Raw genomic sequence first — 25,147 nt, 5'->3', positions numbered from 1 at the left:
TGGGAAATAATGCGAAACGGTTGACACCGCTTGGTTTCAAGTGATATCATGACGTTGTTTAGAGATAGAGGTTGCGTATTTTATTAGTACATTTTCTGATATGGCAGCAATATTAGAAGAAGATGAAAAGGGAAATACGCCGAAAGGACCAGTTAGCTGCAGGCTGGGATTCTTGGGCATGTATTTAATAGGTACATGACTGTCATCTTTGTTTTTAGATGGGGCGCTATCCGAAAAATTCAGTAATACTAGAATTTTTTGTAGCGCTGTTGTAAGCGCTTTTTTTATTATAAGGAGGAAAAAATGGCTATATTCAAGGGAGCTGGAGTTGCAATTGCTACTCCATTTAATGAAGATCACTCAGTAAACTACGATGAATTCGAAAAATTAATCGAAATGCAGATTGCAAATGGTACAGACGCGATTATTGTATGTGGTACAACTGGCGAAGCTGCTACAATGACAGAAAAAGAGCACATGGAAGTTGTAAAATTTTGTATTGAAAAAGTAAACCATAGAGTACCGGTTATCGCAGGTACAGGAAGTAATTGTACTCAGACAGCTATAGAATTGTCTATAGAAGCACAAGAGTATGGAGCAGATGGTGTACTTTGCGTTACACCATATTACAACAAAGCTACTCAGCAAGGTCTTATCGCGCATTTTACTGCAATTGCAAATTCTATCAGTATTCCAGTAATTATGTATAATGTTCCAAGCCGTACAGGCTGCAATATATTACCAGAAACAGCAGTTTATCTTGCCAAAAATGTTAAGAATATCGTAGGAATCAAAGATGCTACAGGAAACATTGCGCAGACTACTGAAATGATGCATCTTGCAGACGGATGTCTTGATTTGTATTCGGGAAATGATGATCAGATTATCCCGCTTATAGCACTTGGTGGGGTGGGAGTAATTTCTGTATTATCCAATGTTGCACCAAGGCAGACTCACGATATATGTCAGAAAGCGCTTGAAGGAGATTTTGAAAGTGCAAGAAACCTTCAGTTTAAGGCACTTCCTTTGATTAAGGCACTTTTTTGCGAAGTTAATCCAATCCCTGTGAAAAAAGCTCTTACATATGTGGGAATAGAAGCTGGTCCTCTTCGTCTTCCACTTACAGAAATCTCCAAAGAGCATGAAGAAGTATTAAAAAAAGCTATGGAAGAATATGGTCTTATTAAATAATGAATAAGACAGGACTTTTTAAATGGTCAGTTTGCGTAGTTTTGAAACGAAGTGACAAAAATCTATACTTTATTGTTTTATGTAATCCGTTTTGCTGTTTGTATATTTCGTCGCAGACACGCTTTCGCTTGATTATAAACGTAATGGTACATAAGGTTCTAAAATACAGAACCTAAGTACCAACGTTTATATACAGTTCTGCTCATGAAATATTACAAGCCAGCAAAACTCATTTATCAAATATAAGCAACAATAAAGTATAAGATTTGAAAAGAAAGGTGAAAAAGAAATGATTCGAGCAATAATGAATGGCTGCAATGGACGTATGGGACGAGTTATTGCAGGTCTTGTAGCAGAAGATGATGGAATAGAAATTGTAGCAGGTGTAGATCGTTTCGGAGAAAATGAAGCTTCTTTTCCTGTTTTTAGTTCTATAGATGAAGTTAACGTTGAAAGTGATGTAGTTATTGATTTTTCAAATGCTCAGGGTGTTGATGACCTCCTTGAAAGCTGTGTAAAAAAGAACCTTCCGATAGTTCTTTGTACAACAGGACTCTCTGAAAAACAGCTTGATCATGTACATAAGGCTTCTGAGAAAATAGCTATTTTAAAGTCAGCTAATATGTCTGTTGGTGTAAATGTACTTATGAAGGTATTGAAAGAAGCAGCTAAAACTTTATCAGAGGCTGGATTTGACATGGAAATTGTTGAGAAACATCACAATCAGAAACTTGATGCTCCAAGCGGGACAGCCCTTTCTCTTGCTGACGTTATTAATGAATCAGCAGGAGGAGATTACGAATATGTGTATGATCGTTCTAACAGAAGAGAAAAGCGTCCAGAAAAAGAAATCGGAATTTCTGCTGTTAGAGGTGGATCAATTGTTGGAGACCACGATGTTATTTTTGCAGGACTTGATGAAGTCGTAACTTTTTCACACAGAGCATATTCTCGTGCAATATTTGGAAAGGGAGCAATCGCTGCTGCAAAGTTTCTTGCTGGAAAAGAAGCTGGAATGTATGATATGAGCGATGTTATAGGATAAAAATATGCGTTTTCGCCCTTGTATAGATATTCATAATGGTAAGGTTAAACAGATAGTTGGTCAAAGTTTAAAGGATCTGGGAGACAGTGCTGTTAACAATTTTGTATCTGAATATGATGCAGCTTTCTATGCAGAGATGTACGCAAATCTTGGACTTTGTAATGGGCATGTCATCTTGCTTAATGCAGGTGACAGCCCATTTTATGAAGAAACCAAAAAGCAGGCTCTTTTGGCGCTGAGTAGAACTCCTGGAAGGCTTCAGGCAGGTGGAGGGATAAATGCTGATAATGCAAAAGAGTTTCTTGATGCAGGAGCAAGTCATGTAATCGTAACTTCATATGTATTTAAAGATGGAAAGATTAACTTTGAAAATCTTGAGAAAATGGTAAAGACAGTTGGAAAAAAACATTTGGTAATTGATCTTTCCTGTAAAAAGAAAAACGACTCATATTATGTTGTAACAGATAGATGGCAGAAATTCTCAGATACTAAATTAAATCCGGAGACAATGGATATGCTGAGCAATTATTGTGATGAATTTTTGGTTCATGCAGCCGATGTCGAGGGACAACAAAATGGAATAGAAGAAGATGTTGCAGGCATGCTAGGAGATTGGGCTTTTGAAAATGATAAAAAAATTACCTATGCAGGCGGCATTCACAGTTTTGATGATATAAAAATCCTAAAAAGACTTGGAAAATCTAAAATAGATGTTACAATAGGTAGTGCGCTTAAAATCTTTGGCGGTAATATGGAGCTAAAGAAAGTAGTTGATTTTCTAAGTAAAGAGTAGTATAGTAGATTTCCTTGCTGGAGAAATGCAATGTGAACAGAAAGTGGTTTTGGGAAATTTTTGAGGCTGTGTTTATAGATAAACAAAACCGGTATAGCTAAGCTATACCGGTCACTTGTTTCAGTAAAATATAAATCTTCAGCTTTATGATTAAGGCGCGAACCCTAAGGAAAAGCAGAACCTTGATTAAAAATCAAAGCTTGTTTACGTTTACTGCCTGCGGTCCCTTTGCGCCCTGGATTACATCGTACTCTACGGAAGCGCCCTCATCGAGAGACTTGAAACCTTCCATGTTGAGTCCTGAATAATGTACGAATACATCATTTCCAGCTTCATCAGAGATGAAACCATAACCCTTCTGATTGTTGAACCACTTAACTGTACCTTTGTTCATTGTAGTACCTCCACATAGATGATAAAAAAAGTAATCACTCCATTGTTTGAATTGAACTGGAATATCATCTGTACCAGTTGTCTCAAACAACATATTTAGATTATCACAAACATGTCCAAAAGTAAAGTGAAATTTTATATTTTTTTTGGAAAAAATTTACAAGGCGCGAATATTTATGGACGATAAATTGTTCATCTTTACTTTATAACTTTAGTATGCTAAAATATCACAAAAGTATGTGGTAATATGATTTTATCGCGCTCAAAATGGAGGTCACATTTATGAACAAAAAAATAAGGACGGATGCCGTCGATCATCTGTTTGATGCTGTACTTTGCCTTCAGAATAAGGAAGAGTGCTACAATTTCTTCGAGGATTTGTGTACAGTAAACGAATTGCTTTCACTTTCTCAAAGGTTTGAAGTGGCATCAATGCTTCGTGACAAGAAAACATATCTTGAAATTGCTGAGAAGACAGGTGCTTCAACAGCAACTATCAGCAGAGTTAATCGCTCTCTTAATTATGGAGACGATGGCTATGAAATGGTATTCGAGCGAATGCAGGATTGATTGTAAATTATTTATTTGCAGGCAAGGCAGATAAATAACGTTAAAAAATCCCTAAAGATTTCAAGCTCAGTGGAATCTTTAGGGATTTTTTTAATCATTTTCAAAAGAAGAATTGGTATCTTCAGTGGATTCATTATTATTGTCATTTGTGGAAACTGCCTTTTCAGCCCTCTTTTTTGCCTTTTCAGCAGAAGTGGCTTCAACGTTCATAGAGCAGTTTCCTTGGAATATTGCGTTTTCATCGATAACAAGACTTCTTGTATTAACATCTCCGATGAGCTTTCCAGTGTCACTTATTTCGAGCTTTCCTGCCTGACAGTTAACAGTTCCGTTTATTTCACCTGCCAGAAAAACATTCTGCGCAACAATAGTACCAGTTATCTTACCAGATTGACCTACGATAAGACTTCCATCGATGTGAACAGGCCCGTTAATCGTTCCATCGACTCTTGTTGTATCTCTGGCACTGAAAGGACCATCACATAAAGCACCAGGACCAATTAATGTAACAACTTTCTCTGCCTCTGTATCATATGTGGCAATTGGAGCTTGATTTTTAGACTTTGAATTAAACATTTAACTCTCCTTCATTAAAAAAATTAACCACTAACCACTGATTTCTATTATTTTTTCGGGGTTTACATAATTGTTGCTTTTAATAATTTGATAACCAAGAACTGTGTCAGCTCCCTGTACAAGGAAAAGAGCTGAACTTCTATTAACATGATCGCCTTCACTTACAAGAACGCGGCCCGAGTAACGATAAACGCTTACATAACCATTTCCGTGGTCAATCATGATGCATTTTCCGTATTTGGCATCATTTGTGACAGATGATACTGTGCCGGTGCCTGTAGCTCTGACTTCAGAGCCATTAGCCGCTTTTAAAATCATGATAGGGTTGCCACTTTTGGCATTGTCTTTGGTAGACGAGGAAGGATCATCTTTTTTTATTTCATAGGATGCCTGGCCTGAAAGAGGGAAACCTTTTGGAAGAGCTGCTTCATCAGCTAAAGCCTTGCTAGCCTCTTCGTTAGATACCATGATATTCAAAGCTTTGCTTATCTGGTCTACGCTTGCCTGTAGTTCCTCATTCTTAGTGGCAAGTGAAGAGTTGGCAGAAGAAAGCTCTTGTATCTGCTTTTCCTGTCGTAAGACAAGATTGCTATAACTTGCATTTGCGTCAGCAGTTTCAGAAGACATTCTGCGAAACCGCACCGTTATAAAAGCAATATAGCATACAATTGTTACAAGGATAATAAAAAGAGTAAATGCCACAATCTGAGTTGCGACATGGCCTAAATGGATACGTTTATTAGATCCATCAGAATCACCAGCTATAATCATAAACGTATAATGTCTCTTATGCCGGTGTTTACGTGGCATAAAACTGTTATTCTTACCCATAACTATTTACCTCCACACCCTATACTCCGTATTGTAACACAGCGTTTTTGCGCTGACAAGCTACTCACCCATTTACAATTTTACACAAATACGTTAAAATAATCTTACGTCTGAGTTTGATTTTTAGAATTTTTTGAAAAGCTGGTATTGGCTTTATGATTTAGATGTGCAGACGCAATTTTTGGGAAAGAGAAGGTTTTACCATACTATGGCATTATTACAACAGTGGAGAGACATGGCATACTCTGAAACAGCTGATAAGGGAATGCTTCAGAAACTCTGGAATACTTATTTTACAAAAGAGAAGGAAATTTATGCACAGCTTCTTACTAATCCGGATGAAGAGGTTCGTGGAACAGTAAAAGAACTTGCTGAGAAATATAACGTTGATATTATGACAATGACAGGATTCCTTGATGGTATCGATGAAAGCCTTAAGCTTCGCAACGATATTTAGAATCTTGAAGAAGATACAGAGGTTAATCTTGTATTTGATAAAGAGCTTTTGTACAAGAACATGGTAGCAGCTGGTGCTGATTGGCTCTACAAGCTTGAGCAGTGGAATGATATTTTCGATGAAGAAAAGAGAAAAGAGCTTTATAAGGAAGAGAAGAATTCTCACACAGTTCATGCTCCTGTAAAGATTTATCCTAATGATCCATGCCCGTGCGGAAGTGGTAAGAAGTACAAAAAATGTCACGGAAGAAATTCTGCAGAATAATATATGCTTGACAAATGATAATACGCAAATATAATAAAAGCGTAATTTATATTTTTAAATCGTTGATGAGAAGAGTAGGAAGTCAGATGTTTTCAGAGAATAGCGCCTGATTATTCAGTGCTGAGAGCGCTTAAGATATGACTTTTCGAAAACTAACTCGGAGAGACCCCAATCCGGTCCGTTGACTACGTTATAGTCATTTTGAGATCTGCAGTGCAGATGAACAAAGGTGGAACCGCGTGATAATATGCCCTTTGCATTATCTTTTGGATAGTGCAAAGGGTGTTTTTTTAAGGAGAAAGAAATGGAAAAGGAAGAATTTTTGCAGGTATACCGTCATTCTATGGCTCATATCCTTGCAAAGGCAGTTATAGAACTGTATGGTAAAGAAAATGTTCAGTATGCTATTGGACCACAGATTGATGATGGATGTTATTATGATTTTCTTATCAATGGATCTTTAGGTCAGGATGATTTTAAGACAATTGAAGAAAAGATGCGTGAGATCATCAAGAGAAGAGAGACTTGGACACGCAAGGAAGTTTCTAAGGCAGAGGCTCTTGAGATGTTCAAGGATCAGAAGTTCAAAACAGAGCTTATCGTAGATCTTCCAGAAGATGAAGTTATTACAGTTTATTATACAGGTGATGACTACGTAGATCTTTGCAGAGGACCTCACGTAGAGAATTCTCAGGAACTGATGAATGTTGCATATCAGGTACATTCTGTATCCAGCGCTTACTGGAGAGGTGATGAGCATAGAGATCAGCTTCAGAGAATCTATCTGTATGTATTCCCTAACAAGAACGAGCTCAAGGCTCACATTAACATGATTAAGGAAGCTCTTGAGCGTGATCACAAGAAGCTTGGTGCTGCTCTTGACTTGTTCATGTTTGATGAGACAGCTCCTGGTATGCCATACTGGCTTCCAAGAGGATGGAAGATGTATCAGGCACTTCTTAAATATTCAAGAGAGATTCAGTCTCTTCATGGATATACAGAAATTGCTGCACCCCTTGTTAATAATAAAAAGCTTTGGCTTATTTCCGGACACTGGGCTCATTATCTTAACAATATGTTCATCGTACCTGGAATCGGCGGATATGCAAAGGCTGATGTTAATATAAATGACGTGGCAGAGACTCTTAATGACAATTCATCTTCTAAGAATGTTAAGATTCAGGCTGGTTCTGTTATCTATAACCGTGAAGAGCTTGATACAATGGCAGCAAAGCCGATGAACTGTCCTAACGCTATGATGACATATAAGAGAACAAACCACTCTTATAAGGAACTTCCTATCAGATATAGTGAATATGATGTTCTTCATAGAAAAGAAAAGTCTGGTCAGATGAATGGACTTTTCCGTGTTCAGGAATTCCGTCAGGACGATGATCATACATTTGTAATGCGTTCACAGATTAAGGATGAAATTGCAGATATCATTGCAATTGCTGATGAAATTTATACAACTTTTGGTGTAACTTACAGAGCAGAGCTTTCAACAAGACCTGATGATTATATGGGTGACATCGAAGTTTGGAACGAAGCTGAAGCTTCTCTTAAAGAGATTCTTGACGAGAAGTATGGCGTAGATGGATATGAAATCAACGAAGGAGACGGTGCTTTCTATGGTCCTAAGATTGACCTTCAGATTAAGGATGCACTTGGAAGAGAATGGCAGTGCGGAACAATTCAGCTTGACTTCCAGCTTCCTCACAACTTTGGATTGACATATCAGAACTCTGATGGTGAGATGGAAATGCCGGTTGTTATTCATCGTGCAATTTATGGTTCTCTTGAGAGATTTATTGGAATTATCATTGAGAACTTCAAGGGTATCTTCCCATTCTGGCTTAGCCCATATCAGGTAGCTCTTGTTCCGATTAGAACTGAGCACAATGAATATGCAAAGAAGGTTGAAGAGGCACTTCTTGCAAGAGAAATTCGTGTTGAGGCAGATTACTCTGACAACAACATGAAAGAGAAGATTAAGAAATATAAGAATTATAAGGATCCATACATTTTGGTTCTGGGAGACCGTGAAGCAGAAGAGACAACAGTTTCTATCAACGTTCGTGGTTCTAACAAACAGATTCAGAATGTACCGCTTGATAAGTTCCTTGAAATGTGTGATACACTTAATAATACTCATGCACTGGAACTGATTCAGAGCCTCGATTAATATTTTTAGCTGCGTTTATAGCTCTAGTGGTTATAAACGCAGCTTTTTGTATATTGGGCAAAAACTAACCAAGTAGAGGGGAATTATATGGCTGAATTATTAGATGGAACAAAGTATACAGTTGGAACCTGCTATTACCCGGAACACTGGGATAAGAGCCTATGGGAGCAGGACCTGAAAAGAATGAAAGAAGTAGGGATTGAAGTTATAAGAATAGCAGAGTTTTCATGGAGTCTTACTGAACCAAGAGAAGGGGAATTTACATATGATTTTTGGGATGAGTTTCTTGATTTGTGTGAAAAAGTTCAGATGAAGGTTATCTTTGGAACTCCAACAGCTACACCACCAGCGTGGCTTACGGAAAAATATGAAGAGGTGTTAAATGCCAGAATAGATGGGACTTTGATCAGACATGGCGAAAGACGTCATTACAATTATAATTCAAAGATTTATATTGAAAAAACCAAAATAATAGTAGAAAAACTTGCAGGTCATTATGCCAAAAGATCTTGCATAATAGGATGGCAGATTGATAATGAGATAAACTGTGAAACAGATGAATTCTATTCTGAAAGTGATGACACAGCTTTTAGAGAATGGGTAAAAGAAAAATATAAGACAATAGAAAAAGTAAATGAAGCATGGGGAACTGTTTTCTGGAATCAGACGTATACAGATTTTAATGAGATTCATAGAGTGCGACTAACAAATCAAAGCTCTGCCAATCCACACCAAAGTCTTGATTATCGCAGGTTTATTTCTGACAGTGCCAGAAAATATGTGAAGATACAGAGCGACATTTTAAGAAAGTATATAAAAGAAAATGATTTTATTACTACAAATGGAATGTTTAATCTAGACAATCATGCCATGAACAAAGAGTCCTTGGATTTCTTTTCTTATGATTCATATCCTGACTTTGCATTTGATGAATATTATGAAAAGAATAATAACAGCAATTTGCGTGATAGAGTATGGAGTAGAAATTTGGCTGTTGTAAGAAGCGTCTCAGAGCCCTTTGGAATAATGGAACAGCAGTCAGGTGCTGGAGGGTGGCATTCACGAATGATGATGCCTGCTCCAAGGCCGGGACAGATAAGGTTGTGGACAATGCAGTCGGTTGCTCATGGTGCAGAGTTTATTAATTACTTTCGCTGGCGTACATCTACAATGGGTAATGAAATATATTGGCATGGAATTTTAGACTATTCAGGAAAAGATAACAGGAGACTTCGTGAAGTTAAGCAAACGTGTGATGATTTGAAAAAAATATCAAATATTGCAGGAAGTAAATATATTGCAAGAGTTGCGGTAATAAGAACATGGGATAACGAATTTGATGCACAAATAGATAAGTGGCACGGTCTTGTAGAAAAGATAAGTCAGGATGGAATTTTTGCTGCATCTATCCATAGTCATACTCCTATAGATTATATTTATATTGAAGACGATACTTCCATTAAACAATTGGAAAAATATGAGCTGCTTATATTCCCTCACGCAGTTATGGTATCGAATAAACAGGAGAGCCTTCTTGAAAAATATGTTGAAAATGGTGGAAAGCTACTTCTAGGAGCAAGAGCTGGATTAAAGGAAACAACTGGAAAATGCACAATGGAAGAACTTCCGGGGAAATTCAGAAAACTTACAGGATGCATTGTTGATGAATTTACAATAGCACCACCTGATAGCGGAGCTATGTATGTAGTACCATGTAAGGATGCGTCAGGAGAAATCGCTGATGCAAAAAAGTTTAGAATATCTGCGCAGGGATTCTATGATAAGCTTATGTGCGATGACAATAACAGCAAAGTTCTAGGAGTATACGACAGTACATATCTTGCAGGCGAAGCTGCGTTTATCATGCATTCATATGGAAGAGGAAAAGTTTTTTCTTATGGAAGCACATTTTCTGAAGATACAATGTCAGAGATTTATAAAATGTTGTCAGTGTATAATCCTTACAGCGAATATATAGAACTTCCAAATAGCTGCGAGCTTGCTGTAAGAAGTGATGGTATAAGGACATATTTTATTATATTAAACTATGATAAAACCAAGTGTGAGATAACTTTCAAGAAGGAAGTAGAAGACATGCTTCAGGGAGGCATGACCAAAGGAAAATATTATCTGCCGGCATATGGAATTGCAGTGGTAGCACCAAAATAGAATTGAAACTATAGAATTAATTTATATAGAAATGAACTTGACAGAGCATAATGATGGCAATATACTGTTAGTGAAAATGATAAGCATTATCAATTTTACAATGTTAGCGATAGCTAAAAAGGAGGTTTTTATGGCTAATATTATTGTAGTTGCTATAATTGCCATTATAGTGGCTTTGGATATCAGATATATTTATAAACAGAAGAAGTCTGGAAAAGCATGCATAGGATGTAGTGGTGGATGCAGCGGTGGTTGTTCATGTTCAAAGACTGGTTATAACAAGAAATAAAGGATACTTATAAATATTCTTAATGTAAATGTGTGAAATTGCAAATAGAATCATAAAAAATACAGGGAAGATGTTTTTATTCATCTTCCCTGTATTTTGTCTGCAACCGTTATTACTTCTGATGCAAAGATATTTGCCCTTAAAAGATCTTGTCTGTTAGGATGAAATTTAGCTTCTTCGTACGCTTTAATCATAAGATTTAGCTGAGTTTCATCACATTTTCCTCTGCATAATTCATATTTTTGACGTATTTCCTGAGGCATGCAACCCTGACAAAAATATGAACCAAGGAAATGGTTATCATCTGGAAGCCAGGTGAGGGCAGATTTTTCAATCTTTCTATAATACTCTGGAGTATTTCCCAGACCGCAGGTTCCGAATAATGCAATATTTTTTCCATGCAGTGAAGATAAAAGATCAATTATCTCCAAAGAGCAGGTCCCGTGGTTAACCCAAAAACCAATAAAATATGTTTCGGAGTCATATTGGCCATTCCACTGGCGGATATTTAATATTTCTTTCCTGAAATTCGGAAGAGTTCTATAGATTTCGTCCGCTATTTTTTTGGTATTACCTGTTTCACTTGCATAAGTGACGAGATATTGAAGCATATTATATTCCTCTCGTAAAAAAATTATAGTAAATGACTTCAACTTTTCTTTATGAACTCATTATGGCATTTAGGGCAACTGATAATAATTTTGCCTCTGCCTCTTGGAATACGGATTTTCTGACCGCAATCAGGGCACTTATAAATATGGTATCTTTTATATTCTGAAACTTTGCACGAAAATCTGTTCAGCTTACATATAAAAGAATTTTTGTGTTTCTCAAATGCTTCATTTTCCTGATATCGATTATAAATATTTTTTGATAGTAACCGATAGTAAGCATATACAAAAATTGTCCAGACTAATATGCTGACAATTATGCTTTTGGCAAATATGTTAAGAATAATAAAAAACAACATTACCGAAAATAAAAACTTACTTAATGAATCAGCTCCATATGTAATATAGCGTCCCTGCATAAAAGTTATCATGCGTTGGCGTAAATTCATGTCATTATCCTCTTTCTATCACTTGTCTACAAAAGATATTCTAGCGAGAGAGCATGCAAAATACAATGAAAGGCGGATAAAAAAATATTAAAAAACAATAAATATATTATTTTTCATTTGCTTGCCAAAAGGTAAATGAAAGGTTATTATAGCTAGTGGACTAAAATTGGCGAGAGTATTTGGTATCAAAAAAAGTTCAAGGTACTTTAAATATTTGGAGGCTTTATGCAGATAATCATAGTTGGATGCGGTAATGTTGGACGCACCTTGACAGAACAGCTTAGCAAAGAAGGACATAATATTACAGTTATTGAAGAAGACAGTGATGTTATTCAAAATGTTGTTAATAATTTCGATGTAATGGGAATAGTAGGTAATGGAGCAAGTTACTCTATTATGAAAGATGCAGGAATTGAAAATGCAGATTTAATGATTGCAGTAACTGATTCTGACGAGAGAAATCTTTTGTGCTGTCTTATTGCGAAAAAGGCAGGTAATTGTCATACAATAGCAAGAGTTCGTAATCCTGTTTATAGTAATGAAATAAGCTTTATCAAAGAAGAACTCGGTCTTTCAATGGTGATTAATCCTGAAGAAGCCTGTGCTAATGAGGCCGCACGTCTTTTGAAATTCCCATCCGCCAATAAGATAGAAACTTTTGCAAAGGGAAGAGCAGAACTTGTTAGAATTACTATTGCAGAGAATTCCAAGCTTTGCAACAAAGCAGTCAGAGACCTTGCATCTGAACTTAGTCTTCCTGTTCTTATCGCAACAGTTAAAAGAGGCGATGAAGTATTTATTCCGGATGGGCAATTTGTTTTACGGGCCAAAGATGAAGTTGCAGTAATAGGAACACCTAGAAAGATGTTTAGTTTCTTTAGAAAAATTGGTAAACCTACTACAGGAGTGCATTCTGCCATTATTGTTGGTGGAGGTCAGACTTCTTTTTATCTTGCTCAGCAGCTTATTAGTTTTGGAGTTTCAATTAAGATATTCGAGAATTGCAAAGAAAGATGTGATGAACTTGCAGAACTTCTCCCAGAGGCACTTATTATTCATGCTGATGGAACAGACAGAGGTGAACTTCTTGCAGAAAATATTGAAGCTGCAGAATCTTTTGTCGTTTTAACAGGTGTTGATGAAGAGAATATTATGTTATCACTCTATGCAGCTACTGTTTCCAAGGCAAAGAGAATAATCAGAGTGCATAGAGCAGGATATAATGAATTAATAGATACACTTGATGTTGGAAGCGTACTAAATCCTAGAAATATTACTGCTGAGAAGATTGTTCAGTATGTTCGAGGAATGAGCAATTCCGTTGGAAGTAACAACATTGAGACACTTTACAAGATGGATGATGACAGAGTTGAGGCGCTTGAATTTATAATTCCTGAGGGTAGTCCTGTTGTAGGAATTCCTCTTATTGATCTTTCCATCAAGAAGAATACGCTTATTGCCTGCATCAATCATTCAGGAGAAATCATAATGCCTGATGGTCAGAGCAAAATGTATCCAAATGATACAGTGATTGTAGTAACAACACAAAGAGGTTTTAATAGCGTAAATGATATTCTGGCAGATTAAATAAAAAAGTTGAGGTATTTATAGAATGAATTTTTCTATCATTCGTTATGTTTTATTTGTGTTGCTTCAAATGCTTGGAGCATTGTTGTTATTACCTTTAGCAGTAAGTCTTTTCTATAGAGAATGGTCTGATGCTGCTGTTTTTGCCATTATAGCAGCTATCTGTATAGTACTTGGATTAATATTCGGAAAACTTTTAAAACCAAAGAAAAAGATTTTTTATGCAAGAGAAGGATTTGTTATAACCGCTCTTGCGTGGATTATGCTTAGTCTTGTTGGTGCAATACCTTTTTGTGTAACAGGCACTACAGAAAACTACCTAGATGCGGTATTCGAGACGGTTTCCGGTTTTACAACAACCGGAGCTACTATCATGACTAATATTGAAGGAATAAGACATGGTGTTCAGTTCTGGAGATGTTTTACCCACTGGGTAGGAGGAATGGGAATATTGGTATTTATGCTGGCTATTTTGCCTATGACAGATGGCTATTCAATGCACCTTATGCGTGCCGAAAGCCCTGGACCTTCTGTTGGTAAGTATGCTCCAAGAGTAAAAGATACTGCTAAGATTTTGTATACAATGTATATAGGATTTACAGTTACAGAAATTATCGCATTGATGATAACAGGAATGAGTTTGTATGAGGCGTCAACGCTTACATTTTCAACTGTTGGTACCGGAGGATTTGGACTTAATTCAGCCAGTATAGGCGGATATTCCTATGCTTCACAGGTTGTTATTATTATATTTATGGCTTTATGCGGAGTTAATTTCTCTGTGTACTATTTTGTACTTACAAAGAAATTCAAGGAAGCATTCAATTGCGATGAAATGCGATGGTATTTTGGTGTGATGATTCTTTCAGCAGTGTTAATAGCTGTAAATGTATTCAGATCAGGAATTATATCTGATTTTGGATTAGCTTTTCACCATTCATTATTTACAGTTGCATCCATAATGACTACGACAGGTTTTGCAACAGTAGACTTTAATTTATGGCCGCAGTTTTCAAGAGCAATGCTTTTTGTGCTGACGTTGGTTGGTGCGTGTGCAGGTTCAACCGGAGGCGGTTTTAAATTCTCAAGACTTGTTATTATATTCAGAAATGCCCGTAATGAACTTGTTAGAATAACACATCCAAAGAGTGTTAAAAGAGTTTCAATGGATGGACATGTAGTGGAAGATGATACTGTGAGACAAACTAATGCGTATCTTGCAATATATGTTATGATATTAGTAGTGTCGTTTTTAATGGTTTCATTTTTCGAATCATTTGCAGGTAATGTTGATATGGAAGGCTTTAATTTTGAGACTAACCTTACCGCAGTTGCAACAACACTTAATAACGTTGGACCGGGTCTTAATCTTGTAGGACCGATGGGAGGTTTTCATGATTTTTCTGCGGCATCAAAAATCGTTCTGATTTTTGATATGCTTGCTGGAAGACTTGAGCTTCTTCCGATTTTGATATTGTTCAAACGTAGTACATGGAGAGGTTGAAATTCGTTTTTATGGTAAGGAAAGATAATACAAAAAACAATACTAAAAAATCATTGTCTTCATCTCAGCTGATACCGGTAGGATTTCTATTACTAATATTGGCAGGCACGTTGTTATTGTGCCTGCCATTTTCCACAGTAGAAGGTGAGAAAACATCAGTTCTCACAGCTTTGTTTACAGCAACAACATCCACCTGTGTTACAGGACTTGTAGTAGTGAACACATTTTCTCATTGGACATTGTTTGGTCAGGCAGTAATCCTTATGCTTATTCAGTTTGGAGGAATGGGAATCGTAGCTATAACAGCACTTGTGATGATTCTTGCCAGAAGAAAGCTGACTATGGCTAACAGAGTTCTTCTTATGGATTCGTTCAATCTGGATACTCCAGGAGGAGTAGTTAGATTTCTTAGAAAAGTATTCGTTGGAGTTTTTATTGTTGAGAGTATAGGAGCTTTATTGTACTCTTTTTATTTTATTCCTGTGTATGGTTTTGCAAGAGGAATATGGTACTCTTTTTTTCATTCAATTTCGGCCTTTTGTAATGCCGGAATTGATTTACTTGGAGAGAATTCTCTTATACCGTTTCAGTCTAATCTCTATATTCTGACTATTACTATGGCTTTGATTGTTCTGGGAGGGCTTGGATACATAGTATGGTTTGATTTGTTAAACGGTATTTATCAGGTCTTTAAGAAGAAAAAACTTAGGTTTTTCAGACAGAATATAAATGAACACACAAAGCTTGTACTGGTACTTACAGTCTTTTTGATAGTTTCCGGAGCTTTTTTCACATTTATAATGGAATACTCCAATCCTGGCACTATAGGAAATATGTCTTTGTGGAGTAAGCTTGTGAATAGCCTGTTCCAATCTGTAACGCTTAGAACGGCAGGTTTTGCTGCAGTACCGCAGGAAAATCTTACAGAATCAACAGCATTTTTATCATGTTTTTATATGTTTATTGGAGGTTCTCCTATGGGAACAGCGGGTGGTGTTAAGACAGTAACCTTCTTCGTCTTGGTACTTACAACAGCATCATTTGTACGTGGACGAAATGAGACTGTTGTTTTCAGAAGAGCTTTTTCAGTAGATATGGCTAAAAAGGCAACAGCGATTGTAACAATCAGTTTTGCTGTTACGATGGTTATGACAATACTACTTATGAATTCTAATAATCTGTCTCTTATAGATGCTATGTATGAGATGTTCAGTGCAACTGCAACGGTAGGACTTTCAAGAAATGTTACATCAAGTCTTAACGCGATAGGAAGGATTCTCGTAATCGTAGCAATGTATCTGGGACGAATAGGACCTATTTCTATGGTACTGTTTTTCAACAGAAAAATATCTGATAAGAATGCAGTAAGATTTGCTAAAGGTAAGTATTTTATAGGTTAAAGGAGATTTCTATGAAAAAGTCAATTGCAGTTTTAGGACTTGGACGTTTTGGTAAAAGCGTGATTACAGAGCTGCACGAATGTGGTGCAGATTTATTGATAGCAGATGATGACGAAGAAATGATTCAGCAGTATGCAGATATGGCTTCATACGCAGTTTCAGCGGATTTGAGCGATCCGGAAGCTATTAAAAAGCTTGGAATAGGAAATATGGATGCTGTTGTAGTATCAATGGGTAGCAGCCTTGAAGCTAGTATTATGTGCGTAATGGTAGCAAAGGAGCTTGGAGTTCCAAAGATAATCGCTAAGGTATCATCAGAACGTATGGGCGAAGTATTAGTGAAAATCGGTGCTACTTCTATCATCTATCCTGAGCAGGAAAGTGCATACCGTATGGCTCATAGACTTACTTCAGATAATTTTCTCGAAATGTTCGATATTGATGAAAACCTTTGTATCGTACATATGAAAGTGAAAAAAGAATGGGTTGGTAAGAACCTTATCGAATTAAACTTCCGTTCCAAATATGATGCAAACGTAGTCGCTATTAAAGAAAAAGAGCAGATGATATCACATATAGATCCAAAGAGACCTCTTTCTATTGATGCAGAACTTCTAATAGTAGCAGATAGAAAAGTGGTACAGGAGTTAGAGGACTAAGAATCTAGATACATAAAAAAATAGACTTTCTGGAAAACTAAACGGAGAAAAGAAAATGAGATTTTGGAAGCAAGGAAGTAATAAAGAAAATATGCCATGGGAAGAACTATTAAACTCTATACAGACAAATGTTGATGATGATGACGCAAAAGAGTGCAGCAAGAACATGGATAGTTTGTCTTTGTGTTTAAATGATTTGTACATGGATGAAGATAAAGAAGAAAAGCTTGTTTATCTAATAAGAATTCTTAGCAATTGCCAGAAAAAAGAATGGTTTGTTCCTATTTTTGGAAAGTTTATTACATTTCTTGATCAAGATTATTATCTTAAAACAGATGATATCAAAAAGGAAATTGATTGTGCTTTTGCTTCCAATGAATCATATCTTTTTGACCTAGATGAAGAGTTTGAGACTTTTTTCAAAAACATGATTTCCAGAATAGCTGCATTTTTTTATGATAAAGAAGGCAGCGGACTTGATGAAACTTCAGCGATTGTAACAAAGTGGATGATACTGCATTATGCTTTCGATGAAGGAAATAAAGACGTATTAACAAAACTAAAGAACACCTATCCTCATCTGTATAAATCAGTTGCTGACATTGTGGGGCGAGTACTTGTAAAGGAAATTAGTGTATATGAGGAGAATAGACTTGTAGATGAGTTTGTTCAAGCAGGGAAAGAGGCAGATTCAAGTGTAAAATATCCAGAAACAAGGAAAGAAGCATATGATTTTCTTTCTTCAATTTACTATACTGATTTGGTCAAAACTCATCCTTTAAAAAAAGAAGAAGCGTATGAAAGAGCCAAGTTGTGGGAAAATGTAAAAATGAATGATCTATGCCCTTGTGGGAGTGGCAAAAAGTATAAAAAATGTCATGGAATAAAGGGATAAAAACGATTTGCTGTCAGATTTGGGCATTAATTGTTAGCAGACATATGATAAATAGCAAAACAAATATATAGAAAGCTGGTGGAATAAGTAATATGGAAATGGGGAAGAAAGAAATAGAGCAGTATCAGAAACTAATACTTACACCGATTTCTTCTTTGATACCAAAGCTTGCAGTTCCAACTGTTATAAGCATGATGATTTCTATGATTTACAACATGGTTGATGCAATCTTTGTAGGAAAACTAGGAACAAGTGCAAGTGCCTCTATAGGAATACTGATGAGTGTTCAGGCAATATTTCAGGCAATAGGATTTATGTTTGGTCATGGCTCAGGATCTATGATCAGTATCAGCATGGGAATGGGACAGCAGAAAGAAGCCAACAAAACAGCAAGTATTGCCTTTTATTCTGCAATTGTATTTAGTATCGTTCCGGCAATGTTAGGACTAATATTTCTCGAACCACTTATGAAAATGTTAGGAAGCACAGATACTATCCTTCCTTATGCAAAGACCTATGGATTCTATATTCTTTTGTGTGGACCGGCATTGACACTTTCATGCATTCTCAATAACATCATGAGATATGAGGGAAAAGCTTTTTATGCAATGATAGGCCTTGTATCAGGCGGAGTCTTGAATATGATAGGTGATCCTATTCTAATGTTTGGATGTAAACTCGGGATTGCAGGAGCAGGACTTTCTACAGCAATTTCATCCTATATCAGTTTATTTATTCTAGGATATATGTTTATATCAGGAAGAACTATTACACGTATTAAACTAAATTTTTTTGAATGGGATTTGGACCGACTATTCCATATTATAAAGAACGGATTCCCTAGTCTTATCAGACAGTCACTTAACAGTATATCTTCAATTACACTAAATTTGAGTGCTCATCCTTACGGCGATGCGGCTATTGCGGCAATGGCAATAGTAGGCAGAATAGTCATGTTCGTAGGTTCAGCAATGATAGGTATTGGACAAGGTTTTCAGCCTGTGTCAGCATTTAACTATGGTGCAAAGAAATATAAGAGAATCAGACAGTCATTTAAGTTTACCTTTATTTTGTCTGAAATAGTCCTCGGAATACTGGCATTTATAGCTTTTATCTTTGCCGCTCCTATAGTAAGAGAATTCAGAGATGACGCAGAAGTTATCGAAATAGGTGTACGTGCATTAAGATTTCAGTGTTTTGCTATTATAGTACAGCCACTTGGAGTAATTACCAACATGCTCTTCCAGAGTATCGGAAAGAGTAAGATTGCATCCTTTACAGCGACACTTAGAAGCGGACTTTATTATATACCTTCACTTATTATTCTTCCGATGTTTTTGGGACTAACAGGAATAGAGTGTGCGCAGACAATTTCAGATACTCTTACAGCACTCACCTGTCTTCCTTTTGCAATAGCATTTTTCAGGACACTTCCAAAAGAAAATGAAATTGTACCGCTTGATAAAGAGTATGAAAAAGCGGTAAATGCGTGATTTTTTAATGAAAGTGACAAGAAGTCATGACTTTATTGTTTTTATTTAGTCCGTTTTGCTGTTTGTATATTTCGTCGCAGACACGCTTTCGCTTGATTATAAACGTAATGGTACATAATGCGCTAAAAAACAGCGCATAAGTAAATGCGGCATAATTTAAACACTTTTAAATTATGTCGTCTGCCGTAGGCAGATTTAAAGGCATTATTTATGCCTTTAAACCCCAGACCAACGTTTATAAACAGTTCTGCTCATGAAATATTACAAGCCAGCAAAACTCATCTATTTAGTTTTAGTAACAATGATCTATGACTTCTTGCTGAGATTTAGGATAATCATCAGCAAGAATCCTGCTTCGCAGGACAAAATTTGTCTTAACGACAAATTTTGGTCTGGTACGGTTCTTGATTTTCCTGATGAAAACAATAACCTATGACTTTTTGCAGATACGCTTTTTTCTGATTGCTAGAAATATATTCAAAAGTTTTAAAAATGTGATAAAATATTCTTATAGGCGATTATATATTATCAAAAAAACATTCAAAACCGATAAAGTAATTGTGTTGCAGTTTTGTAAAAAGTGATTGAAAGAATGGAGGTCTTTCTAATGGCTTGGTATGAGAAGGCAGTTTTTTATCACATTTACCCTTTAGGACTTACAGGGGCTCCTCACGAAAATGATTATGGAACACCTCAGCCAAGGATAAAGAAATTAATTCCATGGATTGCGCATATAAGAGAAATCGGATGTAATGCTCTTTACATCGGACCATTGTTCGAATCGGTAGGACATGGTTATGAAACGACTGATTATAAAAAACTTGATAGTAGGCTTGGCACTAATCAGGATTTGAAAGATTTTGTAAAAAAATGTCATGAAGAAGGTGTTAAGGTAATATTCGATGGAGTATTCAACCACACCGGAAGAGATTTTTTTGCATTCAAAGATATACAGAAAAACAGAGAACGTTCGCCATATAAAGATTGGTATTGCAACGTGAATTTTGGAGGTAATACTGAGTATAATGACGGGTTTTCCTATGCAAACTGGGGAGGTTACAACCTCCTTGTCAAATTAAATCAAAGAAATCCAGCAGTACAGGAGCATATTTCTGATGCAATTAGATTTTGGGTAAAAGAATTCGATGTGGATGGAATAAGGCTTGATACTGCAGATGTATTAGATCACGAATTCTTGAAAGTTCTAAGAAGAGTTGCAAATGAAGTAAAGCCTGATTTCTGGCTGATGGGTGAGATGATACATGGAGATTATGCGTCAGTTTCCAATAATGAGAAGCTTCATGCAGTCACCAACTATGTACTTCACAAGGCTCTTTTTTCCGGACATAATGATCACAATTATTTCGAAATAGCACATACCGTAAAGTGGTTGCAGGATCGTTGGGGGCAGGAACCTATACGCTCTCACCTCTATAACTTTGTAGATAACCACGATGTAGAGAGAATTGCATCCAAGATAGGAGATAAACGGCAGATGGTGCCAGTGCATATCTTGATGTATACACTGCCTGGAGTACCGTCTATTTATTATGGTTCAGAGTTTGGCATTCCGGGAGTTAAGGAGAATGGCTCAGACTGGTCTATTAGACCCGAGCTTAACCTTGATGATTTTGCAAATGCTTGCAATGATAATCCTCTTACAAAGCTGTTATGCAGGCTTGGAAGAGTAAGACAGCATAGTGATGCACTTGCATATGGAGGCTATGAACAGCTTGTTCTTACCAATAGACAGTATGCTTTTTTAAGAAATGCAGGTGAAAGCCTTGCTATCGTTACTGTGAACAATGATGAGAACGAAGCTACAATTCGTGTGACAGATTGCGGAAAACAAGAGTATGTAGGTGCAATATCAGGAAATAGAATTACATCTTCTGGTGGTCAGTTAGAAGTTCATATAAAGGGATGCAGCGGAGAAATCTGGATTCCTTCATCAGACTATGATAAGCTCCAAAAAGAGATAGAAGAAGGAGAAAAGGAAATCTCTGCCATAGCAGGTAAGATAGAAACATCGGCTAAATCATCTACTGCAAAAGGAAAGGCAGAAAAAGCAAAGGATAAAAAAGAAGATAAAAAGAAAACTGTAAAGTCAGATAAAAAAGCAAAGTCTTGCAAGGCAGATAAAAAGATAAAAGGCGATAATAAAATTCAGCAAGAAAAGAAAACATCAGCTAAGAAAGCAGTAGAGGAAGATAAACCACAAAAAGCTGAAGGTAAGATAAGTCAGATACCTGATACTCCTTCCCAAAAGAAAGAACCTATTACTAAAGATGAAAATGGAAGAGTAAAGGTTAGAGAAAATATTTCATATGAAGAAATGACAGTTGAAGAACTTCAGCAGTGCATACTTGATAAAATGGCGAAAAATGGACCGGTAACTCCTGAAATGAAGAAAACAGTAACTGATAATATTTGGCATGATTCACTTGTTAACTGGGTTAAGAGTTTTAGGTGACAAAATTTCTTGATTAGTAAGATATAAATCCACAGTAACCTAGAATTGTTTGAGTAAGTAATGTTTTATAGCGATGAAGATATAATAGGCAATCGACACAAAAAAGTGTTCGATTGCCTATTAATTTTTGGATAAATATGTCGATATAAGAAGTGTGGTATAACTAGCTTCTTTTTTGCTGGTAGCGTGGGGTTTTCTTTAATTATCCAATTTTATTCGTAAATATATTTTGAGGCATGGGGCTGTTTTTCGATTATAAGCCAAGAATAGCGTGTGTTTTTAAGATGTCAAGAAGGTTGTATATAATCATTCGAGTTATTGAGGTTTCAGGAGAATAAATGAAAAAAATTATGCATGTTACTGAAGTACTTTCTGGAGGTGTGCTTCCAGTAATTGCTGGTATATGTAATGGTCTATCTGATAAATATCAGTTTGTGGTTGTTTTTGGATTAAGATTTGATACGCCCAAAAATCTTAATGAGGTATTTGACTCTCGAGTCAAACTGATTCCATTACCTTCTTTAAAACTTAAAATATCAATTAAGGGAGATATTACCGCAATTAAAGATTTAAGACGCATTGTTTGTGAAGAGAATCCTGAAGTGATACACATTCATTCTACTAAAGCTGGAATCGATGCTCGTTTAGGGTTATGGAGATGTAGCGCTGAAAAATACTATACACCTCATGGATTTTGTTTTTTGAGAAAAGACCAAAATAGAATTAAGCGTGTACTATTAATTACAATGGAGAGTTTTCTTACACATTTTTGCGATGGGATAATAGCATGTGGAAAAAATGAGTATAAAGTAGCTAAAAAGTTCACAAAAAAAGCAGTTTTAATAAACAATGGATTAGATACAAAGCTTGTAAATGAAGCAGAGGCGAATGTTATTGAACAGGAGCATAGATATACTATTTATACTGCGGGCAGAATAGGTCCACAAAAGAACCCAAGGTTATTCAATGAGATTGCAACTAAACTTCCAGAATATAGATTTGTTTGGATTGGTGATGGAGATGATAGGAATCAATTAACAAGTCCTAATATCGAAATAACTGGATTATTACCAAGAAAAGAAGTAATACGTCGGGCTAAAAACTATGATTGTTATTTGTCTACAAGTTTGTGGGAAGGGCTTCCTATTGCTTTAATGGAAGCAATGTATATGGAAAAAAAGTGTGTGGTTTCAAATGTTGAGGGGAATAATGAACTAATTGTAAAGGGAAAAACAGGAACTTTGTTTAATAAGTTAGAGGAAGCTTGCAAACAGATTATAGACAATGAAGATTATGGTAAGGAAGCATGTAAATATATTAAGGCAAATTACTCGCTTGAAGGAATGTGTCGTAAATATGAAGAAGTTTATAAATGACGTTTTTTATATTTATTGCAATAATTGGATTGTTTTTTTCGTATATAAAACTGTTGAGATACGATAGGTTGGTTGTTAAAAAAGAGTAGTTGCTTTTTGATTCATCATAATAAATTAAGGGTTTAGAATATGGGTTACTCGAAAAAAATGGAGACTATTTATAACAGATGCAAACATGCAAAGGTTATCTCTTTTGATGTGTTTGGAACACTTATAACTAGAGATGTGGTGAATCCTAATGATGTAATTCAAATTGCAAAAGCAATGAAAAACGGCAATAAAGATTTTTCAATAAAAGAAAATCTTGAAGCATTATATGAGGCTGAAATTTCAATTGTACATCCAATTGATTCCATGATTTCTGTTATGAGACGTCTAAAAAAAGATGGAAAAATAATTATACTTACTTCCGATATGTATCTGAGCGGGCAGATGGTTGGAGATTTATTGATAAACATAGGTGTTGTTAAAGGTGTTGATTATGATTTGCTATTTGTGTCTAGTGATTATGGATGCACAAAAAAAGATGGTGGGTTATATAAGCTGATTCGAGAGAAAGTCAATGCTGAATTTGAAGATATAGTTCATATTGGTGATGCGATAAGAAGTGATTATCTAAAACCGCGTATGCTTGGTATCAAAGCAATATGGTTAAAGCAAGAAAAAAGCAGTTACAACTTGAATAGTCGTAATAATGAAATAAGAAATCTAAATAGATTTATAGAAAATCATATTTCGGGTAAGAATTATGAATATAAAATTGGATATCAATACTTTGGGCCACTATTATATGGTTTTGCTAATTGGTTAAATGATAAACTTTCAGAATCAAAAGAACCAGTTTTTTTTCTTTCCAGAGAAGGATATATCTTTCTTAAGGCATTAGAAATAATGGGAATGAAGACAAATAACATGAAATATATGCTTATTTCCAGAAGAAGTATCATAGGTTCATTGTTGTGGATATATGATGATGTTGAAAGTATGATTAAAAGTCTTCGTATAGATAGAAAGATAAGCTTTGAGAAGATTGTATCACTTTTAAATATACAAGATTGTTTGAAAAAAGATGAAAAAGCTCAGAACTTAGCAGAAAGGTTTTATTCTTCATCAAGTGAGATTATCCATGATAATGAAGCATATTCGTTCATAATTAGGCATATATTAGAAATTAGAGAAAAGTCACATAATCAGTATGAAGCGATGGAAAAGTATTTTAAAAATGTTGGATTTGATAGCCATGAGGATTGTGTGATAGTTGATGTTGGGTGGGCAGGTACCATGCAACGATATTTAAATGATTATTTGGAAACAAGAAAAATTGTAAAGAACATAAAAGGTCTATACCTAGGAGTTCATATTAATAACTATCGTGAAGATTATAAAGAAGGCTTTTTATTCAATGGAGATAGTGTTAAGAAACAGAGAGATGTATTTTCGTTTGTTGGGTTATTGGAGAGTATTTTATCTGAGCAAAATGGAAGTGTAAAGAATTATTCAACAAGAGAGAATTCCATTGAGATAGAGCGATGCCGATACGAGTATAGTGAGAATGATTCAAAGAAAATAGCAATGATTCAGCAGGGGATGCTGGATTTTGTTAATGATATGCATGATAGTTCAACCAAACATATTTTGATTTTTGATCAATATCTTTCTTCATTCAATTTGCTTAAATTTGGAAATAGTCCATCGAAGGAGGATCTAGATTTCTTCAAGGGGCTGGCATTTATAGATGAGTCATATAGTTTGAGTTCTGGATTTGGATTAAAGACTTTATCCATCAGGAATTTTAAAAATACTTTTATGAATAGTGTATGGAAAACAGCGTATCTAAAATGTACATTTGGAAGTTGGTTTCCTGCTAAAACATTTTATGATTTATTGTACGCATTCAAAAAAAATAACTGATATGTATTTGAAGAGAGTTTTGCTGG

Annotated in this window: 20 protein-coding genes, 1 pseudogene and 1 riboswitch; of the genes and pseudogenes, 17 read left to right on the top strand and 4 right to left on the bottom strand. The window is 35.7% G+C overall.

Features of this window, described 5'->3' with window-relative positions:
• Window positions 1–57 precede the first annotated feature (57 nt).
• A riboswitch (Lysine riboswitch) is annotated at window positions 58–237 on the top strand.
• 66 nt (window positions 238–303) lie between these two features.
• The 3 genes from dapA to hisA all read left to right on the top strand — a co-directional run bounded on the left by dapA (window position 304) and on the right by hisA (window position 3,029).
• Entirely contained in the window at window positions 304–1,191 is an 888-nt protein-coding gene (gene dapA / locus G634_RS0100215; RefSeq protein ID WP_026503596.1) for a 4-hydroxy-tetrahydrodipicolinate synthase, read from the top strand.
• Between the two features lie 289 nt (window positions 1,192–1,480).
• Window positions 1,481–2,236 (top strand): 4-hydroxy-tetrahydrodipicolinate reductase, encoded by a 756-nt coding sequence (dapB, locus tag G634_RS0100210; protein WP_026503595.1) that lies wholly within the window; start codon window positions 1,481–1,483, stop codon window positions 2,234–2,236.
• 4 nt (window positions 2,237–2,240) lie between these two features.
• A complete protein-coding gene (hisA, locus tag G634_RS0100205; RefSeq protein WP_026503594.1) occupies window positions 2,241–3,029 on the top strand; it encodes a phosphoribosylformimino-5-aminoimidazole carboxamide ribotide isomerase in 789 nt (262 codons plus the stop codon).
• 193 nt (window positions 3,030–3,222) lie between these two features.
• Here hisA and G634_RS0100200 read toward each other — a convergent pair whose 3' ends face one another.
• Entirely contained in the window at window positions 3,223–3,423 is a 201-nt protein-coding gene (locus G634_RS0100200) for a cold-shock protein (RefSeq protein ID WP_026503593.1), read from the bottom strand.
• Between the two features lie 281 nt (window positions 3,424–3,704).
• On the opposite strand from G634_RS0100200, the gene G634_RS0100195 reads away from it, so the two are divergent.
• Window positions 3,705–3,992, top strand: coding sequence for a YerC/YecD family TrpR-related protein (locus G634_RS0100195; protein WP_026503592.1), 288 nt, complete (start codon window positions 3,705–3,707; stop codon window positions 3,990–3,992).
• A 90-nt stretch (window positions 3,993–4,082) separates the two neighbouring features.
• Here G634_RS0100195 and G634_RS17380 read toward each other — a convergent pair whose 3' ends face one another.
• Both G634_RS17380 and G634_RS0100185 read right to left on the bottom strand, forming a co-directional pair.
• Window positions 4,083–4,568 (bottom strand): bactofilin family protein, encoded by a 486-nt coding sequence (locus G634_RS17380; protein ID WP_051233581.1) that lies wholly within the window; start codon window positions 4,566–4,568, stop codon window positions 4,083–4,085.
• A 30-nt stretch (window positions 4,569–4,598) separates the two neighbouring features.
• Window positions 4,599–5,399 (bottom strand): murein hydrolase activator EnvC family protein, encoded by an 801-nt coding sequence (locus G634_RS0100185; protein ID WP_081676385.1) that lies wholly within the window; start codon window positions 5,397–5,399, stop codon window positions 4,599–4,601.
• Window positions 5,400–5,607: 208 nt separating this feature from the next.
• Here G634_RS0100185 and G634_RS21925 point away from each other — a divergent pair.
• The 4 genes and pseudogenes from G634_RS21925 to G634_RS20665 all read left to right on the top strand — a co-directional run bounded on the left by G634_RS21925 (window position 5,608) and on the right by G634_RS20665 (window position 10,763).
• Window positions 5,608–6,120: pseudogene (locus G634_RS21925) on the top strand (SEC-C metal-binding domain-containing protein).
• 304 nt (window positions 6,121–6,424) lie between these two features.
• Window positions 6,425–8,305: a threonine--tRNA ligase gene (locus tag G634_RS0100175; RefSeq protein WP_026503590.1), complete on the top strand. Its 1,881-nt coding sequence runs from the start codon at window positions 6,425–6,427 to the stop codon at window positions 8,303–8,305.
• 87 nt (window positions 8,306–8,392) lie between these two features.
• On the top strand, window positions 8,393–10,474 hold the full coding sequence (locus G634_RS0100170) for a beta-galactosidase (protein WP_026503589.1): 2,082 nt from the start codon (window positions 8,393–8,395) through the stop codon (window positions 10,472–10,474).
• A gap of 130 nt (window positions 10,475–10,604) precedes the next feature.
• A complete protein-coding gene (locus G634_RS20665) occupies window positions 10,605–10,763 on the top strand; it encodes a FeoB-associated Cys-rich membrane protein (RefSeq protein ID WP_081676383.1) in 159 nt (52 codons plus the stop codon).
• A gap of 80 nt (window positions 10,764–10,843) precedes the next feature.
• Here G634_RS20665 and bilS read toward each other — a convergent pair whose 3' ends face one another.
• Entirely contained in the window at window positions 10,844–11,374 is a 531-nt protein-coding gene (bilS, locus tag G634_RS0100160; RefSeq protein WP_026503588.1) for a flavodoxin family protein BilS, read from the bottom strand.
• Between the two features lie 674 nt (window positions 11,375–12,048).
• On the opposite strand from bilS, the gene trkA reads away from it, so the two are divergent.
• The 9 genes from trkA (at window position 12,049) to G634_RS0100110 (ending at window position 25,121) form a co-directional block, all read left to right on the top strand.
• Complete coding sequence (trkA, locus tag G634_RS0100150) at window positions 12,049–13,410, top strand: Trk system potassium transporter TrkA (protein WP_026503586.1); 1,362 nt, start codon at window positions 12,049–12,051, stop codon at window positions 13,408–13,410.
• Window positions 13,411–13,435: 25 nt separating this feature from the next.
• On the top strand, window positions 13,436–14,914 hold the full coding sequence (locus G634_RS0100145; protein ID WP_026503585.1) for a TrkH family potassium uptake protein: 1,479 nt from the start codon (window positions 13,436–13,438) through the stop codon (window positions 14,912–14,914).
• A gap of 11 nt (window positions 14,915–14,925) precedes the next feature.
• A complete protein-coding gene (locus G634_RS0100140) occupies window positions 14,926–16,314 on the top strand; it encodes a TrkH family potassium uptake protein (protein ID WP_051233579.1) in 1,389 nt (462 codons plus the stop codon).
• Between the two features lie 11 nt (window positions 16,315–16,325).
• The gene (locus tag G634_RS0100135) at window positions 16,326–16,973 is read left to right on the top strand and encodes a potassium channel family protein (protein WP_035798346.1); all 648 of its coding nucleotides are present in this window, start codon (window positions 16,326–16,328) and stop codon (window positions 16,971–16,973) included.
• 55 nt (window positions 16,974–17,028) lie between these two features.
• The gene (locus G634_RS0100130) at window positions 17,029–17,868 is read left to right on the top strand and encodes an SEC-C domain-containing protein (RefSeq protein WP_026503582.1); all 840 of its coding nucleotides are present in this window, start codon (window positions 17,029–17,031) and stop codon (window positions 17,866–17,868) included.
• A 92-nt stretch (window positions 17,869–17,960) separates the two neighbouring features.
• Window positions 17,961–19,361, top strand: coding sequence for an MATE family efflux transporter (locus G634_RS17370; protein ID WP_155830466.1), 1,401 nt, complete (start codon window positions 17,961–17,963; stop codon window positions 19,359–19,361).
• 607 nt (window positions 19,362–19,968) lie between these two features.
• Window positions 19,969–21,834, top strand: coding sequence for an alpha-amylase family glycosyl hydrolase (locus G634_RS0100120; protein WP_026503581.1), 1,866 nt, complete (start codon window positions 19,969–19,971; stop codon window positions 21,832–21,834).
• Between the two features lie 338 nt (window positions 21,835–22,172).
• Window positions 22,173–23,210 (top strand): glycosyltransferase, encoded by a 1,038-nt coding sequence (locus G634_RS0100115; protein WP_026503580.1) that lies wholly within the window; start codon window positions 22,173–22,175, stop codon window positions 23,208–23,210.
• A gap of 129 nt (window positions 23,211–23,339) precedes the next feature.
• Window positions 23,340–25,121: a hypothetical protein gene (locus G634_RS0100110; RefSeq protein ID WP_026503579.1), complete on the top strand. Its 1,782-nt coding sequence runs from the start codon at window positions 23,340–23,342 to the stop codon at window positions 25,119–25,121.
• Window positions 25,122–25,147: the final 26 nt, after the last annotated feature.

The organism is Butyrivibrio sp. NC3005, from assembly GCF_000424545.1.
Classification (GTDB): Bacteria; Bacillota; Clostridia; order Lachnospirales; family Lachnospiraceae; genus Butyrivibrio.
Note: the sequence above shows the minus strand (reverse complement) of the source record. Positions and strands in the feature narration are given on the sequence as shown.